Source organism: Micromonospora sp. WMMD980 (genome assembly GCF_029626035.1).
Taxonomy (GTDB): Bacteria; Actinomycetota; Actinomycetes; order Mycobacteriales; family Micromonosporaceae; genus Micromonospora.
This window is the reverse complement of record NZ_JARUBE010000003.1, coordinates 5,164,441-5,182,370: the sequence shown is the minus strand read 5'-3', so window position 1 is coordinate 5,182,370 and position 17,930 is coordinate 5,164,441. Positions and strand designations below refer to the sequence as shown.

At 71.5% G+C, this 17,930-nt stretch carries 14 protein-coding genes and 1 pseudogene; 10 read left to right on the top strand and 5 right to left on the bottom strand.

The features are described from left to right. The first annotated feature begins 158 nt into the window (after nucleotides 1-158). The 9 genes from O7618_RS24350 (at nucleotide 159) to O7618_RS24310 (ending at nucleotide 10,246) form a co-directional block, all read left to right on the top strand. A complete protein-coding gene (locus O7618_RS24350; RefSeq protein ID WP_278108443.1) occupies nucleotides 159-1,271 on the top strand; it encodes an AAA family ATPase in 1,113 nt (370 codons plus the stop codon). Between the two features lie 27 nt (nucleotides 1,272-1,298). Then, nucleotides 1,299-2,897, top strand: a complete 1,599-nt coding sequence (locus tag O7618_RS24345; RefSeq protein WP_278108442.1) for a VWA domain-containing protein — start codon at nucleotides 1,299-1,301, stop codon at nucleotides 2,895-2,897. A gap of 173 nt (nucleotides 2,898-3,070) precedes the next feature. Further along, nucleotides 3,071-3,589, top strand: coding sequence for a hypothetical protein (locus O7618_RS24340; RefSeq protein ID WP_278108441.1), 519 nt, complete (start codon nucleotides 3,071-3,073; stop codon nucleotides 3,587-3,589). Between the two features lie 209 nt (nucleotides 3,590-3,798). Continuing rightward, the gene (locus O7618_RS24335; protein WP_278108440.1) at nucleotides 3,799-4,968 is read left to right on the top strand and encodes an FAD-dependent monooxygenase; all 1,170 of its coding nucleotides are present in this window, start codon (nucleotides 3,799-3,801) and stop codon (nucleotides 4,966-4,968) included. A gap of 27 nt (nucleotides 4,969-4,995) precedes the next feature. Beyond that, nucleotides 4,996-5,427 (top strand): DUF3085 domain-containing protein, encoded by a 432-nt coding sequence (locus O7618_RS24330; RefSeq protein WP_278108439.1) that lies wholly within the window; start codon nucleotides 4,996-4,998, stop codon nucleotides 5,425-5,427. 150 nt (nucleotides 5,428-5,577) lie between these two features. Continuing rightward, on the top strand, nucleotides 5,578-7,668 hold the full coding sequence (locus O7618_RS24325) for a hypothetical protein (protein ID WP_278108438.1): 2,091 nt from the start codon (nucleotides 5,578-5,580) through the stop codon (nucleotides 7,666-7,668). 1,149 nt (nucleotides 7,669-8,817) lie between these two features. After that, nucleotides 8,818-9,411 (top strand): hypothetical protein, encoded by a 594-nt coding sequence (locus tag O7618_RS24320; protein WP_278108436.1) that lies wholly within the window; start codon nucleotides 8,818-8,820, stop codon nucleotides 9,409-9,411. 95 nt (nucleotides 9,412-9,506) lie between these two features. Beyond that, a complete protein-coding gene (locus O7618_RS24315; protein ID WP_278108435.1) occupies nucleotides 9,507-9,959 on the top strand; it encodes a hypothetical protein in 453 nt (150 codons plus the stop codon). Continuing rightward, on the top strand, nucleotides 9,893-10,246 hold the full coding sequence (locus O7618_RS24310) for a DUF4262 domain-containing protein (protein ID WP_278108434.1): 354 nt from the start codon (nucleotides 9,893-9,895) through the stop codon (nucleotides 10,244-10,246). Before O7618_RS24315 ends, O7618_RS24310 begins: the two co-directional genes overlap by 67 nt. A 418-nt stretch (nucleotides 10,247-10,664) precedes the next feature. On the opposite strand, the gene O7618_RS24305 is transcribed toward O7618_RS24310, so the two are convergent. Then, complete coding sequence (locus O7618_RS24305; RefSeq protein ID WP_278108433.1) at nucleotides 10,665-11,393, bottom strand: DUF2637 domain-containing protein; 729 nt, start codon at nucleotides 11,391-11,393, stop codon at nucleotides 10,665-10,667. A gap of 616 nt (nucleotides 11,394-12,009) precedes the next feature. Between O7618_RS24305 and ltrA the strand changes: the two genes are divergently transcribed. Then, nucleotides 12,010-13,467 (top strand): group II intron reverse transcriptase/maturase, encoded by a 1,458-nt coding sequence (gene ltrA, locus O7618_RS24300; protein WP_278107998.1) that lies wholly within the window; start codon nucleotides 12,010-12,012, stop codon nucleotides 13,465-13,467. Between the two features lie 119 nt (nucleotides 13,468-13,586). Here the strand turns inward: ltrA and O7618_RS24295 are convergent. The 4 genes and pseudogenes from O7618_RS24295 to O7618_RS24280 form a co-directional block, all read right to left on the bottom strand. Then, nucleotides 13,587-13,883, bottom strand: a pseudogene (locus tag O7618_RS24295) (hypothetical protein); the annotation flags it as partial. After that, on the bottom strand, nucleotides 13,880-17,002 hold the full coding sequence (locus O7618_RS24290) for a BTAD domain-containing putative transcriptional regulator (RefSeq protein WP_278108432.1): 3,123 nt from the start codon (nucleotides 17,000-17,002) through the stop codon (nucleotides 13,880-13,882). The pseudogene O7618_RS24295 and the gene O7618_RS24290, both read right to left, overlap by 4 nt. Nucleotides 17,003-17,031: 29 nt before the next feature. After that, a complete protein-coding gene (locus tag O7618_RS24285; protein WP_278108431.1) occupies nucleotides 17,032-17,451 on the bottom strand; it encodes a pilus assembly protein TadG-related protein in 420 nt (139 codons plus the stop codon). Further along, a complete protein-coding gene (locus tag O7618_RS24280) occupies nucleotides 17,448-17,837 on the bottom strand; it encodes a TadE family protein (RefSeq protein WP_278108430.1) in 390 nt (129 codons plus the stop codon). The genes O7618_RS24285 and O7618_RS24280 overlap by 4 nt, the downstream gene beginning before the upstream one ends. Nucleotides 17,838-17,930: the final 93 nt, after the last annotated feature.

Genomic DNA, 17,930 nt, shown 5'->3' with positions numbered 1-17,930 from the left:
CCCACCTGAGCAGCAGACGACCGGTTCCTCGAAGCCCTAGAACCGGCTGGCTTCCCCGCTCTGCGCTCTATCCGATCTCCGTCTCCGCTGCGCGGACTTTGCCCTGCCCGCGCACCCCCGGAGACGGGTGCGCGGGCCCTCCTCCCGGAAGGACCCGCATGAATCCGACTACCAGCACGACCTCGGCCGCGACGACCGGTGACCGGCGTCCCGGCTACCTGTACCGCATGGTCGCCGCGCACCTGGCCGCTCACCCCGACCAGATCTTCACCGTCGGTGAGCTCACGAAAGTCCTCGACGTGCCCTCGACGGGGGCGGTGTACGAGGCGTTGAAGAAGATGGCCAAAGCCGGGTACGCCACCCACCTGAGCGGCCCGCACCGCTACCAGGTCACCCAAGCCGGGATCGACGCCGCCGGGACGATGCCGCCGCCCGCCCCGCGCACACCCCGCCAAGGACGACGCGGGACGGGTCGACGGCAGCCGGTCAGCCGACCCAACGGCGAGTTGTACTTCCCCCGCAAGCTGGCGGGGGCCACCGATGTGGACGTGTTGCAGCGGCTGCGCGACAAGCGTATCCCGGTGCTGCTCTACGGCCCGCCCGGCACCGGCAAGACCGCGCTGATCGAGGCCGCCTACCCCGACCTGCTCACCGTCGCCGGCACCGGCGACACCGTGGTCGAGGATTTCCTCGGCAACTTCATCCCGCTGCCCGACGGCGGCTTCGAATTCGTCTACGGGCCCCTCGTCACCGCGATGCGCCAGGGCCGGGCGCTGCTCGTCGACGACGCCACCCTCATCGCGCCGAAAGTCCTCGCCGTGCTCTACCCGGCCATGGACGGCCGGCGGGTGATCACCATCGCGGGCTACCGCAACGAACGCGTCGAGGCCGCCGACGGGTTCTACGTCGTCGCCGGTCACAACCCCGGCGTGCACGGGGCCATCCTCACCGAAGCCCTCGCGTCGCGCTTCGACGTGCACATCGAGGTCACCACCGACTGGGACCTCGCCCGCCACCTTGGCGTCCCCCGGCCCGCCGTCGAGACCGCGATTGCCCTCAACAGCGATCTCGCCGCCGGACGGGTCAGCTGGGCGCCGCAGCTACGCGAACTGCTCGGCTTCACCCGCGTCAGCAAGACCCTCGGCGTCGCCGCCGCAGTGGGAAACCTCGCCGGGCGCGCCCCCGCCGAGGACCGCGAGCACGTTGTGGCCGCCCTCAAGGCGCGCTTCGGCGCGGACGTCACTCCGCTGACCCTCGGCAAACAGCGCTAACCCCCTCCCCACGAAAGGAACCCTCTCATGCCTCATCCCTCAGCTCACCGCAGCACCGCAGCTGGCGGCGCACCGATCAGCGACCCCGGCTGGTTGACGTGGAGCGACGCCTGGACCCGGCACCTACCCACACTGACCGGCCGTCACGACCTCACCGTCCACGTCGCCCCCGGCGCGGGCGGCGGTGCCCCGGCCCGCTTCCTGCCCCGGGCCTACCGGGTCGAGGTCGACGCCACGTACATCGGCGCGCCCGAAATCACCGACCCGTTCAAGGCCGGTCACAAGAAGGCCGTTCCCACTGCCTACGGGCTGCTCGTGCACGAAGCCGCGCACGCCGCGCACAGCCGGTGGGACACCCCTGCGGGTACCCCACCGGTCGTCGCCGGCGTCGCTGACATGCTCGAGGAGTCCCGCGCCGAGAACCGGCAACGCGCCCGCCGCCGCGGCGACCGCCGGTGGCTGCGCCACACCGTCACCGCCCTGGTCCATCCCGGCGACGCCCCCGTCGACGACGCCTGGCACGCCGCCCACCTCGCCGGTCTGCTCCTGGCGCGGATCGACGCCCGCATCGTCACCGCCAAGGACATCAAAGGGGTCCGCTCCGCCGTCACCACGGTCCTCGGCCGCGCCACCCTGCGGCAACTGCGCGACATCTGGCGCCACGCCCACACCGTCGACGACACCGACGCCGCCACGATGATCGACCTCGCGTGGCGGTGGTGCCGCGTCCTGGGCATCGACCCTCACCGCCAGCCGCAACCACCGCGGCCCGATCTCGGCGAGTTCGCCGGCCGTCTCGCCCAGGCCCTGATCGACTACCTCGCCCACGACCTCGGCCTCACCCCGGCCCAGTACGCCGAGCAGCAAATCGCATCCGCGCACGGCGCGCCGACGTCCTGGACCCGCCGCGCACCCACCGACGCGGAGCGGGCCGCCGCCCGCCTGCTCGCCGCGCGACTGCGGCGGGCCCGCACCCACATCCCCGAACCCGACCTGCGTCCCAGCGCGGTGCCGCCCGGGCGGCTACGTACCCGCCACGCCATCACCGCGAAGGCGCAGATCGCCGCCGGGAGCATCCCCACCGCCACGCCCTGGCAGCGCCGCACCCAGACGCCGCCACCGAAACCCACCCTGCACCTGGGCGTCCTCGTCGACACCTCCGGCTCCATGCGCTCCTACGCAGCACCCATGTCCTCCGCCGGGTGGATCCTCGCCCACGCCGCCGCCACCAACCGCTCGGCCACCACCATGATCGGCTTCGGCGAGCGCGCCACCGTCCTCGTGCCACCGCGGCAGCAGCCGACCCAGGTCCTGCAGATGTCCGCGCTCGGCGGCACCACCGCGTTCCTCGACGCGGTCAAAATCGCCGACCAGCTGCTGAACCTGCGCCAACCCGGCCGAGTCCGGATGCTCGCCGTCGTCTCCGACGGCGACCTGCCCGACCTCGAGCCGGCGCAACGACTCATCACCACCCTGCACCGCGCCGGGTGCGCGGTGCTGTGGCTACGACCCGCCGACCTGGCCGGACACACCTTCAACCACACCACCACCCTGCACGTCGACAACCCGATCCAGGCCGTCGACGCCATCGCCGACGCCGCCGTCACCGCCCTCGAACAGGCATAACCCCTTAAACAGCAGACTCCCATTCGACGACGGACGTCGATGACACCGGCCCCAGACGGCGCCGAGGCGCATCGCCGGCCGCGACCGGCCACACGGAGCCGCGGCCCACCCCGCCAGCCGCCGACGCCTCACCAGATGACTCACAGATCGCCTCACCAGGAACGGAGAAATGAGTGCCTACCCCACGGCAACAAGCCATCTCGTACTGCCTGAACGGCATCGACCAGCACGCTGAGCGGGCCTATCCGTGGCCCGGTCCGACGTTGCTGGCGGTGCTGCGGGAAGCTCCGGTTCCCGGGCATCCCGACCCGACCGCCCGGCACATCGGCGTGGCGACCGCGCCCAGCGTCGCCCCGCAGACGGCACACACCGACGACCCCGTCGCGGTGCTGCGCCGCGCTGTCGACGACCTGCACCACCCGGCCGTGCAGGCCAGCCTCGTCACGGCCACCGGCCCGGTCCGCATCGTGGCCTGGGTGTTCATGCACGCCGCCGTCACCGACGCACTGGACCCACCCCAACTGATCCGCTACGTCCACGCGGTAGATGACGAGGGCGCCTCCTACGTCCTCACCCGCTTGCGCGACCAACCACAGGGTCTCATCGCCATCGACGACGACCCGCAGGCCGGCACGGACGACGTGCTCGACCTGCTGCTCACACTGGCGCAGCTGCTGCACCCCAACACCTGAGCGGGCCCTTCACCGCACCAGATACCGCACCTCCGCACCCCGTCAGGCCACCCGCCCCGCACGCGCTGAGAGGCGCGCCACCGAGGCGCTGACCTGACCCGAACCGCAGCACACACGGCCGATGCCCGGCCACCGCGCGCACCACGCGCACCCGCCCGGGCACGGCCGTACGGCCGTGCCCGGGCTTCCCTCGATTGGAAGGAACCCGCATGACACAGCCGCACGATCGGATCCCCGCGACGACGCCCACCGAGGCGCTCGCAGCGCCGCAAGCGTCTCAGACCCGCGTCGCCGTGGTCGGTGGCTCCCTGACCGGCGCCACCTGCGCTCTGCTCCTGCTGCGCGCCGGCTTCCCGGTCACCGTCTACGAGGCCGCGCCCGCCGCGGCGCCACGCGGCGGCGGGCTCATCGGCCTGGAACACCCCGCCCTCGACGTCCTCGACCGCCTCGGCATCGGCCAGCAGGAGATCCTCGCCCACCCCTCCGAAACGGTCCGGGAGGTCACCCTCCGCGACCGGCAGCCCATCCACACCGCCCGGCACCAGTACCCGGGACGCAACACCACCTGGTCGCTGCTGCACCACGCCCTGACCCGCCGCCTACCCGACGGCGTCCTGCGGCCAGGACACCGCGTCACCGGTCTCACCGCGCACGGCGGGCGCCCGCACCTGCTGTTCGCCAACCATCGCCACGCGGCCGCGGACCTGGTGGTGTTCGCCGACGGCCGCACCTCCACCGGACGGCGGCTACTCGACCCCGCCCGGCGGCTGCGCTACGCCGGCTACGTCGCCCACCGCGGACACACCGACCACGCGTCCCCGCACCTGCGGGACTTCCTGCGCCTGGAACCCGGGCCCGGATGCCAGTACAACGTCGCTCCCATCCCCGGCGGCCTGGACTGGACGCTGTACCTCACCTGCGCCGCCGCCGACTACACCCACTACTTCGGCGCCCCGCCGCACCGGCGCACATTCGCCCTGCCCCGCCACGTCTCCGACACCGCCCGCGCCCTGGTCGACGCCCACGCCGCCCTCGTCCTGCCCGCGGCGCACGCCGCGACCGTGCACGCCACCACCGTGCGGATGGCCGCGCCGGTGATGGACATCGACGCGCCCACCCGCATGGCCTGGCCCATCGGCGCCGGCTGGGCGGCGCTCATCGGTGACGCCCTCGCCCCCGTGCGACCCCACACCGGCAGGGGCGCCAACAACGGCATCGAGCAGGCCGCCGCCCTCACCGTCGCCCTGACCCAACACCACCGGTGGGGCGCCGACCTCGCCACCGCCCTCGACGGCTGGCAACGCCGCCAACTCCCCGCCGCCGTCACCGCCGTGCGGCAAGGACCACTCCTCGGCGCCCACCTCGGCACCGGATCCTGACCACCACACCGAAACAGGAGCCCTTCGATGGCACTGCACCTGTACTTCCCGCTGCCCGAGACGCTGCGGCTGGCCGAACACGCCGTTGCGGCTGCCGAACACGTCGCCAGCTACACCGAACGGGAGGACGGCGTCGCCTGCCCAGGGGCGCTGGAGTGGGTCCACGACGACGGCGTGTACCTGATGTCCAACGGCCTACCCCGACTGGCCGACCCGCAGCGGCCCGGCTCCAACCTCACCGTCTACGCCCACGGCTGGAACCCCCGCCTCGACGCGCACCGCAGCGACCCCGACCTCGGCGGTGACGACTTCGTCGAGCACCTGCACCTCACCGCGGAACCCGACCCGCTGATCGGGCAGCTGCGCCGCGCCCACACCGTCGGCTACCAGTGGCTCGACCTGATGGTTGAGGCCGACACCTTCACCCACCGGTTCACCCGCACACCCCGCCTCGCCTGACCAACCCGCCGTCGGCCCCGCCGCCAGCAGCGGCGGGGCCGACCGACACCGCCGCACCGTCGATCCCTATCGACCACAGCAGCCTTCCCACTTCGCTGATCCGCGACCGATTCAGGTCGCGGATCTCTGCATTTCTACGGAGGAAATTCCGTGTCCGACTCCACCCACGCCACCAGCACCCCAGGCATGACAGCAGCGCCCTCGACCGGGACCACGACGGATGGCGACAGCCTGGCCTACCCCATCTCACCGGAGTACGTGAAGTCGTGGACGCCCGTACGGGCGATCTCCGAACTGATCGCCAACGCCCTCGACGAGGACCGGCACGCGGCGGTCAGCTGGGCCGACGGGATCCTGACCATCACCGACGGCGGCCCGGGCATCCCCGAGGAGGGCCTCATCCTCGGCATGTCCAGCAAGACCGACAAGCAGATCGGGCAGTTCGGCGAGGGCAAGAAACTCGCCTGCCTCGTGCTCGCCCGCAGCCCCGAGATCGGCGCCGTGCGCTGCGAGACCGTGTCCTACGGCTTCGTGCCCACCGTCGAGCGCCGCAAGCTGCTCGGCGGACTCATTCCGTCACGCACCCAGCAGGGCAGCGAAGTCCTCGTCTACCACTTCCACCCCAACACCCGCACCAGCGGCACCACGTTCACCATCGAATGCCGGCGCGAGCTGGCGCAGGAGGCCATCGGACGGTTCCGCGCCCTGGCCGAGCCCGGCTACCAGCCACCCGCGTCGCCCGGGGTGTGCGTGCGCGACGGCGACCCGGGACGGGTGTGGATCGGCGGGGTGCTCGTCACCCGCATGCCCGGCTTCCTCGCCTCCTACGACCTGTCCCTCGACCACAAGGCGCTGCAGAACCGCGACCGCACCGTCGTGGAAGCCGCCGCGCTGCGCACCGCCGTGCGCGACATCCTCGCTACCAGCGACGACCCGTCCCTCATCGGCCTGTTCGCCCGGCACGTCCTCGACGGCGGGAAACTACGCGAACAGGAGCAGTTCTTCACCGCCGTGAACCTGCCCCGTCCCCGCGCCACGTGGCGCAACTGGGGACGCGCCAACCTTCCCGACAACACCTACTACGCGATCCCCGGCGGCGAGGAAGCGGCACTGGACCTCAAGGACAACGGCCACACCGAACTGGCCACCGCCGGCCTGCCCGGACACCAGCAGGCCGCAGTGATGGGGCTGCTCGGCGTGGAAATGGCCAGAGCCCGCCAGCAACGCCACCACACCCGCAACCGCAACCGCACCACCTGGGTCACGCTCAAGAAGCTGACCGGCCCAGAGCGCGAGGTGCTGCGCGAGAGCTACGACCTGGTGCGCCGCGCGATCGGCCCGTTCGCCCTCGACCGGGTGAAGGTGTACGACCACAGCGACGAGGCGCCCTGCGCCGAGGGCTTCTACCGTCCCCTGACCGGAGACATCGCCATCCACCGCGACGCGCTCACCAACCGGCACCGCACCCGGCTGGTGCTCCTGCACGAAGCCGCGCACCGCGTCGCCCACCGCGGCGGCGGCCCCTTCACACCCGTACAGGACTACTACGACCGCAGCCGCGGCTTCGAACACATGCTCTGCGAATTCGCCGCCCGCCTGCTCGCCCTGCTCGCCGACGGCAACGGCCTACCAGCCCTCGACACCACCAGCACCGACGGTCAAGACGGCGCCTCGACTACCAAGACTCCGGCCAGACGAGGCCGCAACTGGCGCGCCGACGACCCGAGCGTGCCCGCCGTCCGCCGCGACCTGGCCCACCTACTCCTCGACCAACTCCCGCACGCACTGGCCGCCGGCGGCTTCCGCGACGCCAAAGACCTCGTCGCCTCCACCGCCGTCTACCCCGGCTACTGGCGGCTGCTCACCAACCCCCGCCCCGTCGGCTACCGCCCGGTCCGCGGCGACCAGGCGGGCGACTACGACAACGTCGCACTGCTCGCCGAAGCCGCCGGCCTGCACCCGCCCGTGGTGTGGCTGGGCTACCACCTCTGCGAAGGCCCCATCCGCGGACGACGACGTGAAACCTGGGGCCGCCCCGGACCCTGGACCGGCAAGACCCGCACCGCGATCACCCGCGCCTGCACGGACCTGACCGCGCTCGGCGGCGTCTACGCCGAGCAGGTCCCCGCGCTCCAGGCCCTCGCCGACGGTTCGACCGCCGCGCCGCTCGACGACGACACCTGGCACCAGCCCGCCCGCACCCTCCTGAGCGTCGAACGGCGCCGCCTCAACCTCACCTGACCTCGCCACCGCTCGCTCATCCTGCGTCGCATCGCCGAGAACCGGCGGGGCACTTCAGGCGGCGACACACCCCCGTACGACACGACCATGTCGCCTGCCCCGCTCGCACGCGGGGCAGGCGACATCCCACCACGTACGCGACGACTTTGATCGCGACCGCAAGTCGAGCGTGATCGCGCCGACGGGTACCGCTACTGCTCGCCCCCCAAGGCGGGCGACGCGATCACCGCCCGCCGCGCAGCAATCCCCAGTGGCGCAACGACCGCTCCCAACCGTGAGTCGACGGCATGCGGACGGCATTCCGCTGCGGTCAGCACGACTTGATCAATCCGGAAAGTCGAGCGTCACTGCATTGCGCCGCCACCGTCCATGGCAAACCCGATGACGTCCGACTCCAGGACGCCAGCCATGGGCGGTGGGCGAGCAACCCACTAACGACGACGCAAGGACACCCCAATGGCCCGTCACCGCCACGCGATCCCCCACACGGTCACCGACGTTCTGCTCTGGCTCCTGGCCAGCGACGTCGCCGCCGCGCACCATCCCCTTCCCGCCCACCCCGACCGATGCGCCAACCTGCGCTGCACCGGCCAGGCGTACCCCTGCCCTCCCGCACGCGACGCCCACCGCGCCCAACAGGCCGCCATCGCACCCGCACCCCGCGTACGGGCACGAGGCCGCGCCCGAGTCAGCTCCGTCCTCGCCTCTTGGTTCCGGCCCGCCCGCCCCCTTCGCCACGCCGCCTGACCCCTTCCCGTCCGCTGCGACACCAACCGAGGGAGGTAGGGGCGGCGATGACTCACCGAACCGCTGACGGGTTGCCCGAACCGCGCGGGTGGCAACACGCGGCGATTGCCGCCGCTGTCGCGGCCCTGCGCGGGGTGGCCGCGGTCAAATTCACGCCGCCTGCGGTACCGGCAAGACCATCACCGCCGCTCACGCGGGCCGCCGCGCTGTGTACGCCCGGCGGGCTCCTGGTGGTCGCCTGCCCATCGGTCACGCTGGTCGGTCAAGCCATCGCGGTGCTCGCGCAGCCGAAGACACGACGTTGCCCTCACCCGCCGCCGCCTCGCCCCGAACCGCCTTCTGGCTATCTCACAACTCGCGCGCCGTCCGGTGCACCTCACCACCCCAGGACCAGGAGAACCAGTGAGCGACAACGGATACACCTTCAATCCCAGCAACCGCGCCTACCAGTGCTTCCTCGCCCTCGCCAGCGACCACTTCGAGATCGTCGACTGGCGCGGCACCGCCACCGGACAAGCCAGGCTGGTCACCCTGATCGACATCGGTAGCCGGGACGCGTTCAGCCTCGCCCTGCTCGACACCGCAGAAGACCACCAACCCCACGCCCTACTCGCCTACGCCACCACCCACACCCTGGCCCTGCACGGGCCGATCCCCGGACGGGCCGCCGCAGCCGACTACGCGCCCCACCTGGCCATGCACAACCCTCACATCACCGCCACCACCCCGATCTCCCTGCATCGACCCGACAATCCACGCCTTCGCGACGACGAGTGGACCTCCCTACCGACAGACATCGCGCACGCCGCCAGCATCACCACCCTCGACGGCGGCAGCGTGGCCCTGGCTTTGCTCGACCGCGCCAACGCCACCGTCGCCGTCATCGGGCCGTTTCCCACCATCGACGCAGCCGACGCCTGGCATCCCGCCGCCGACGGTTGGCCACCGGCCGACCGGCTCCTACTCGCCGTCCACGCGCCGATCGCGAGGCAGTAATCGCGCCTCGACCACCCGATGAGCACGACTACAGCGTCCGGCAGCAGGGGCGTCGCCGACAGGCGGCGCCCCTGCCCGTTGAGAAAGCAGACGTCATGGAAGACATGTCCCATCCGTGCGGCGATCCCGCTGAGCCCAGCCTCGACAAATCCCTCAGCGTCGGCGATCCGGTCCTGGGAAAATCACGGCTGCTGTCGCGACAGTGCGACACCTGCATCTTCGCCCCCGGCGACAAGATGCACCTCGCGGCCGGGCGGCTCCGCGACCTCGTCGCCGAAACCCGCCGACGAGAGTCATTCATCATCTGCCACAGCACGCTGCCGCATTACCTGTACACCGACGCCGAGCCGGCGATCTGCCGGGGATTCGCCGACCGCTATCACACCCAGGCGCTGCGGCTCATGGAGCGGCTGTGGGGTTTCGTCGAAGTCGATCCCCCCTCGCTGACCAAGGGCGACGACGGCGCGGAAGGAGGTCGTCCGTGGCCCCGATCGAGGACTTCTTGCGCCGCCAGAGTGAGATCATCGACCGGGTTGGCTGGGCGGTGACGCTCGTGCACCCGACGCGGTCGACGCCGAGGACAGCGCCCCGTTTGCCTACACCGTCGGGCTCAGCGCCCACAAACTATCCCGAGCTGCTGATCGCCGGGCTCGATCCCGCCATCGCACAGCACCTGCTCAACGACCTCGCCGCCCGCGTGTACGACCGGGCCGCGCGGTTCACCCACGGTCAACGCATCAGCGGTCTCGCCGCCGGCTACGACACCGTCGTCATCAGCGGGGCTTCTACCGAACAGCTATACCCCGGTGCTGCGGTCGCCCGATACGGCTGGTAGGTGCGTTTGCGGCAGATCGTGTGGCCCGACCGGCATGGCCGCTTCCCCTGGCACCCTGGCTACGCCTACCCGCCGTCGGCGCAACCGGCCGTCCGACGCCCCTGCCGGTCACGACACCAGGGGAAGCACACGGACGCACGGAGCCTCGCTCGGGCGACGGGCGATTGATGGCGCGCCAGTGTCGCTGCACTGATCGCCGCGCGGGGAGACCACGGTCGTTATGGCATCCGGACGGCAAGGCCGCAGGGTCGGCGGTGGGCTGGGCGGGTCGCCCCGGTTCAGCCCACCATCGGGCCGAGGCTCAATCGCGGGCTCGACGCGTGCCTTCGTTCAAGCCACCGCCGCCCCGCAGAGCGTGAGCCCGGTCCATTGTCGTTGCGGCCCATCGAGGCCGCTGTCGGGCCGGGACCGGCAGGGATCAGCGGCGCCGCTTGCCGGTGGGATGCCCACCGGCGCGTGTGGTGCGGTTGCCTGCTCGTGGTTGCCAGTGGCGACGTACGGTCCGCTCTGACCTGCCGATGCGTGCGGCGATGTCGGCGGGTTGCAGTTGCGGATCGTGGTGCTGCCAGTAGGCCACGGCAGAGGCGGTCGTGGCGTCTGCGGGGAGTGCCTCGCGACGCTCTTCGGCACCAGCCGGGCGTTGATCACCGGCTTCTTCCGGCTCGCGGCTCGTCGCGATCTCGGGCGTTGCCTTGGAGGTGGCGTGTTTGCCGTCGGTCACCAGCGTGGGCCCGACCTGATCGTCGTCTTTGCCTTCGGCCGCCTGTGTGGGCTCGGCCGGCTCGTCGTCGGTAGCCCTGTCTAAGCTGAGCGGCTTGTGCGGCTCGGCGCGAGACGGCACGGCTTCGATGGCGTCGTCGGCGTTGGTGGAGGTGTCCAATTCGGTGGCAAGCGGAAGTTGTTGCGGCGGTGCGCCACTCGGGGGTCTCTCGTCCTCGGTCGAGGACTCGATAATCGGCGACCTCAGGGCCGGCGCAGACGCGGTGTCATTGGCGGTGCTTGCGGCGCGGATGCGGGCGCTGATCTCGACGAGGCTGATGCTGGCGACGATGACGAGGCCGTCGACGGAGAGGGGTAGGAGGTAGGCGGCGCCGTAGCTGTTCTCTCCGTAGCGGGAGGCGACGCCGACGAGGTGCCAGTAACTCACCGTGCGCCACGAGGCGCTGCACGATCGAGTGGAGGTGAAAGACCGCCACCGCCGTTCCTGTCGCAGCAGGGCGGTGTAGCTGAGGGCAGCCTGCTCCGGGAGGTGCCGGGTGTGGGTGGGAAGCGGCCCTGACAACGCCGGGACGGGCTGGCACTGCCAGACGGCTCGGGTCCGGCAAGCAAGTTGGGAAGGTGTACGTGAGGAACCAGCGTGTAAAGCCTCTCAAGACTAGGCACCAGCTCGAATCTGGCGGATGTGGGCTGGGTTGCGGCGCGTATCCCGGCACCGGTTCGGTGTCGGGTAACTCCTTGGCTGGTTTGGTATTGGCTGGCGGGGAGGCCACGGTGAAGGTCTGCGGCGTAGCCGTGGCGAGGTCGCAGGGGCAGAGCTGGGCACCTAACCCGATGAACGATCGTGTGGTGAACGTGGGAACCCGTCCGGGACCGCCCCGCCTGTCGGCCAGCCAGGCCGTGCCGGTGGGGCAGGCGCACCGTCAGCTGACGGTTCCGGCTGGGGGCGGAGTCGCCGTAGTAGTCGGAGGTCGGGAAAGCCGACCACGGGGCGAAGGGCGACAGCGAGTACGCAGCGGAGATGCTGGAATGCCAGGAGGTCGCCGGTGAATACTGGCGCGCCGCCGTCCGGGTGGCCCGAGTTGGGTCAGGCGGAGCGGCGGGTACTGGAGATCCAGGCGAAGCTGCACCGATGGGCGGGCGAGGATGAGGCCCGCCGGTTCGATGATCTGTTCGGCCTTGTCACCGATCCCGCGTTCCTGATGGTCGCGTGGGAGCGGGTGCGGACGAACAAGGGTGCCCGCACCGCCGGAGTGGACGGGCAGACCGCCCACTACATTCGGGTGCTGCGTGGCGAGGATGAGTTTCTCGCCGAGCTGCGCGCCGACGTCAAGGCCGGTGCGTTCACCCCGTTGCCCGTGCGGGAGCGGATGATCCCCAAGTCCGGCGGCAGGCTGCGCCGGCTGGGGATCCCGACCGTGCGGGACAGGGTGGTCCAGGCCGCCCTGAAGCTGGTGCTGGAGCCGGTCTTCGAGGCCGGGTTCCGCCCGTGCTCGTACGGGTTCCGGCCTCGACGGCGCACGCACGACGCTATCGCTGAGATCCGCCACTTCGGCGCCAAGGGCTACGAGTGGGTGCTGGAAGCGGACATCGAGGCGTGCTTCGATTCGATCGACCACGCGGCCTTGATGGACCGGGTGCGTCGACGGGTCGCAGACAAGCGGGTGCTGGCGTTGGTCAAGGCGTTCCTGAAAGCCGGGGTGCTCAGCGCCGATACCGGCTACCAGGAGACGAGCACTGGCACGCCGCAAGGGGGCATCCTGTCACCGCTGCTGGCCAACATCGCCCTGTCCGCTCTCGACGACTGGTTCGTCGCGGCGTGGCAGGACGAGATGGGCAGCCCGTGGCGGCGGCACAACCGGCTCCGCACCGGCCGCTGCAACTGGCGGCTGGTGCGCTACGCAGACGACTTCGTCGTCATGGTGGCCGGCGGGCGTGAGCACGCCGAGGAGCTTCGGGAGACAGTCGCTGCGGTGTTGGCGCGGATCGGGCTTCGCCTGTCCGGGCCGAAGACGCAGGTGGTCCACCTGGACGAGGGGTTCGACTTCCTCGGCTGGCACATCCAGCGCCGGCGACAGCAGGGGTCGAACAAACGGTACGTCTACACCTACCCGGCGAAGAAGGCCCTGGCCTCGATCGTCGGCAAGGTGCGGACGATCACCCGACGAACAGCACACGCGCATCTGTCCGACCTGCTGCAAGCGTTGAACCCGACGCTTGCCGGCTGGTGCAACTACTTCCGTCACGGCGTCTCCAATGCCACCTTCGGCTACCTGTCGCGCTACGCCTGGCGGCGAGTGCTCGGGTGGATACGCAAACGCCACGACGGAGTGCCGTGGAAGCACCTGATCCGTCGGTACCTGCCTGGATGGAAACCGACGCACGAGGGGATCACCCTGTTCGACCCGCAGAAAGTGGCGATCAACCGCTACCGCTACCGCGGGACGAAGATCCCCACCCCGTGGGACAGATGGCATCAACCGGCGGCCACAACCAGCACCTGACCTGACGGCATGTGCTCGTGGAGAGCCGGATGCGCGGAGACGCGCACGTCCGGTTCGGGCGGGCGGGTCAGGGAGACGACCGGACCGAAAGGCCGGCACCGCGCCCTGACCCGACCCCACCACGCGGCGATCGCCGCGATGCAGGTGGCGGCGGTGACGCGGATCGCGCCGAGCTGCCAGCGGTGGTGCGGGACGCGGGAGATGAGCTCGACGGTGAGCAGGAGCGCCAGGGGTGGCCATGCGGCGATGATCTGGCTGATCGGGTTCGGTCGGGCGTGCAGGATGTTCGCGGCGACCGACGCGGCGACGCCGAGGGTCAGGGTGAGGCGTACGGCCCACCGCAGAGCGCCCAGCCGCCCGGTGTCATGGGTGGTGGCGGGTAGCACGGAGCTTGCCTGCGGGGCGGTGCTGGTCATGCCGGTTGGCCGCCGGAGGGCCGCGGGCGGCGCTGGGGCCGGGCGTCGTCGATGAGCTGGTGGGCGAGGTGCAGAGTCTCCTCGGTCGGTTCGGCGTCGATCTCCCGCAGCCGTTGGGTGAGGGAGCGGCGCAGCGCGCGGACGGCGTCGAGGTCGCCGAGCGCGGCGTGGGCGCGCATGGCCTGTTGATGGAGCATTTCGTTGTAGGGGTGGTGGGGCAGGGCGACGGCGCAGACGGCGGCTTGTTCGCTCGGGCTGTCGGCGTAGGCGTCGAGCAGCGCGGTGACGGCGTCGAGGGACTCGCGTTGCGCGCTGTGTCGGTAGGCGTCGAGCCATTCGTAGTCGCAGTCCTCGGCGAGAGGCCGGTAGTGCTCGACGGCGCGGCGCAGGGCGGGCACCCGGGTGGGGTCGTTGCCGGGTTTGCGCAGGGCGGCGCGTAGTCGCCACAGGTCGATGTCGAAGCGGTCGGGGTTGAGGCGGTAGCTCTGGTGCGGGTTGGTCAGGTAGCTGCCGGGTCCGGCGTGCTGGCGCAGCACGGCGCGTAGGTCGGAGACGTAGGTGTGCAGGCGGTGCAGGGCTCTGCTGCTGGGCGCCTCGGGGAGCAGGTCTTCGAGGATTTCCTCCGTGGATGCGGTCCCGTCGCGGGCGGCGAGGTAGACGAGTAGTTCCAGTGACTTGGTGCGTAGGGTGCGCGGCTGGCTGGCGTCGACCAGGGTGGGACGGCCGAGCACCGTCACCGTCACTCGCTCGACGTGCGCCGCGGTAGGTGTTCCGTCGGCGGCGTTTCCGTCCGTCCGCCACGGTGATAGGTCGTGGTGTGGCGGGTCGTCCACGTCTGGTTCTGCGCGGCCGGTGGGCTTGTCATGGGTGTCGGACGCGCCGGGCGGCAATTCGTCGGCGCCGATAGGTGTTTCGCGTTCGGCAGATTCAATTTGCATCCGCGGGCGGTGGTGGTGGTGGTCGGTGTCGAGGCTGTGGGGTTGGTCCATGACGTCTGTCGCGGGGCCGCCGGGCAGGGGGTCGGCGGCGGTGCTCGACGCGTCGGGGTCATCGGCGAGCGCGTGCGGTTGAGGACTGTGGGTGTCGCTCTCGTCGGGGCGGGGTGTTGCGGTGGTGTCGAGAGGCGGGTCGTGTGACGCCTCGGGTGGTGAGGGGGCGATCTCGACTGGTGCGGGGGCCGGTGGTTGCCCGGTGTGGGTTTCGGCGAGGGTGGCGAGCAGATCGACGGTCTCGGCGGGGTTGAGTACGGCCAGGCGTCCGACGTCGGCGGGGTGGGGTCCGTGGCGGGCGTCGGTGGGTGCGCGGTCGACGGTGCCGTCGGTGGCGACGATGGCGGTGTCGCCGTCGGGCCAGGCGCCGAGGAACACGCCGTGGATGTCCAGGCGTTGGCCTTGCGCGAGTAGCGCGGAGATGCGGGTGCGTCCGTGGCGGCTGCTGGCATCGGCGAGCAGCATGATGGGTGCGAGGGGTTCTTCGCCTGGGTCGGCGGCGCGCATGTCGTTGACGGTGTCGACTTCGTGGTCGTAGACCAGCCGGCTGCGTCGTAGGGCCTGGTGTTCCAAGGTGGCCAAGGCGTCGTCGAGGTCGGCGGTGACGGTGAGCCGTGGGGTGCGGGGTAGGTCGATGGCGGCGGCGCCCAGGAGGGTCGCGGCGGTGCTGGCGGGGATGACGACGGTAGGGCGGGCGGCGGGGGGCCCGTCGCCGGTGGTGGCAAGCGCGGCGGTGAGGAAGCCGCGGGCGGCGGCGTCCGCGCCGGGGCCGGTGAGGCCCAGCCCCGCGGGGGGCCATACCGTGGACAGTGGATGGGCCAGGGTCGGCGCCACGGGTGCGTCATCGAGACCGGCGAGGTCGGTGGGCGGAGTCGGGCCGACGGCGTTGACCGGTGCGGTGCGGGAGGTGTCGTCGCTGCCGCGCCCTGCGTGAGGCGCGGCGTCGCTGGTCCCGGCGTCGCTTACCTTTCCCGCTGGTCGCACCTGTGGAAGGTGTGTGGCGGTGGCGTCGTGGCGCAGGCCGGCTCGGATCTGTCGTATGACTCGGGGGATCGGCGCCGCGGCGGGCTGGGGCGCGGGTCGCGCTGCGGTGGGAGTGCGCGGGCGGTAGCGGCGCTGACGGTGCGCCCAGACGAGGGTGACCGCGGCGATGATGGCCGTGGCGAGTCCGACGTCGATCCAGCTTCCGGTCGGTAGTGACACTCCCCGGTTGGCTCTCGATGGCCGGCTGCTGTCGTCGGTCGGGGTGCTCTCGGCGGGAGCCGGGTTGCTGGCGGTGGGAGCGGCGGCGCTGGTCTGCGGCGGGTTGCTCGGCGTCGGGGCAGTGGGTGTCGGCGTGGGCACCGCCGCGGGCGGGGGCGCCGGTCGGTGGCGATGGCGGCTGGTGGATGGGGTGGCGTCGTGGGGCAGCTCCAGGGTCCAGCCCGGGTGGATGATGTTCGGGTCGCGCAGGGTGCCGCCGACGTGCGGGTAGTGGTTGCCCCGGTTGAGGGCGAAAATCTCCGGCCATCGGTCGGCGTCGCCGAGACGCTGCTCGGCGATCTTCGACAGGGTGTCCCCGCGCTTGACGGTGTGCGTGTACTGGCGGCCGTTGCTGACCATGGTGATCGGCACGTCCCCGAGGACCTCTCCTGCAGCGGTGAGCGTCGACGACGGGGTTCGTGCGGTGTCGGCTCTCGCGGCCGAGACGTGGGCGTCGGTCATGGGGGTCGCCGTGGCAGCGGCGGCGGGCCGGGCGTGGGCGGCGGGAGACGCGGTGGCGGCGTGCGCCGCGGTGGCGAGGACGCTGCCGGTGATCATGGTGACGAGGAGGGTGGCCAGACCGCGGGCGGGAGTCAGCGCCCGGGGCTGAGGCAGGCGTCGGCCGGTGAGGGCGGTGGCGATTTCGGCGAGCAGCGACCAGACGAACGACGCCCACGCCGCCCACAACAGGGCGGTGAGCGCGGTGAGGATCATGTCGTCGCTCAGGCGGCCGGTCAGGGTGGCGACGACGGTGCTCCAGGTGGGCGCCCGCTCGGGCAGCGGCGATTCGGTGAAGCGCAGCAGCAGGCCGGGCGGCCCGATGAGCAGCAGCAGCGAGAAGGCGGCTGCGGCGATGCGGCGGACGACGGTGCTCAGCGTGGTGATCACCGTGACACCTCCTCGCTCCGGTGGATGGGCTATTCGGGGGCGGTGACGCCGGTTTCGGGTGTGGCTGTCGCGGTGGCGGTCACGTCGACGCTGGTGACGCCGACCAGGTGCAGCAGCTGGGTGCGGTGACGGGTGGTGATGGTGACGGTGACCTCGGTGGTGGTAGCGGACACCGCGCCGGACTGACCGGCCTGCACGAGGAAGGTATTGGCGGCGGCGCTGGCCGCAGCGGGATCGAGTTGGGCAGCGCCGGTGAGGCGGTGGGCGGTCAGGTCGAGTTGGCCGGCGCCGGCGCGGGCGGCGGCCTGCGCGGTGTCGTAGGCGGACACCTTGGTGGCCATGGCAGTCCCGAAGTCGAACACGAGGCCGGCGAGGATGAGCACGATGAGCGTGGCGACCACCGTCCACGGGGTGATCTGTCCCCGGTCGCCGCGTAAGCGGCCGGTCACGGCCGCGCGCCGAACGGGTCGAGGGGTTGGTGGGAGGTCGCGGAGATGTTCACCGCGCCGGGCAGTCCCAGCCCGACGAGGTCTTGCAGCCGAACACCGCAGGTCACCGTGGCGCTGACCTGCCCACCGGGGGTGAACGCGCCGGGGTCGATGGTGACGGTGGACGGCTGGCAGGTCAGTCCTCGGCCGGCCAGCGCGGTCGAGGCCGCGCCGGCGCCGCTGCGTCGGGCGTGAGCGGGGGTGTCGGCCAGAGAGGCTTGTCGGGAGGCGGCAGCGGCGGCGGAGCGCACGTCGATCGCCGCGGAGGCCAGCCGTAGGCAGGCCACGATGGCGAGGATCGCCAGGATCATCAGCGGGACGTAACCCAGCGCGAGCTCCACGCTCACCGAGCCTCGTTCGGCGGCGGCCGGACCGGAGCGCCGTCGCATGCTGTGTCGCGCGCAGCGGAGGAAGGGGTGTCGCATGGTCGGAGCTCCTTG

Excerpts from the sequence above, each read along its gene's own strand:
- O7618_RS24335 (WP_278108440.1), top strand. The coding sequence starts at position 3,799 with ATGACACAGCCGCACGATCGGATCCCCGCGACGACGCCCACCGAGGCG.
- O7618_RS24330 (WP_278108439.1), top strand. The coding sequence starts at position 4,996 with ATGGCACTGCACCTGTACTTCCCGCTGCCCGAGACGCTGCGGCTGGCC.
- O7618_RS24315 (WP_278108435.1), top strand. The coding sequence starts at position 9,507 with ATGGAAGACATGTCCCATCCGTGCGGCGATCCCGCTGAGCCCAGCCTC.
- O7618_RS24350 (WP_278108443.1), top strand. The coding sequence starts at position 159 with ATGAATCCGACTACCAGCACGACCTCGGCCGCGACGACCGGTGACCGG.
- O7618_RS24345 (WP_278108442.1), top strand. The coding sequence starts at position 1,299 with ATGCCTCATCCCTCAGCTCACCGCAGCACCGCAGCTGGCGGCGCACCG.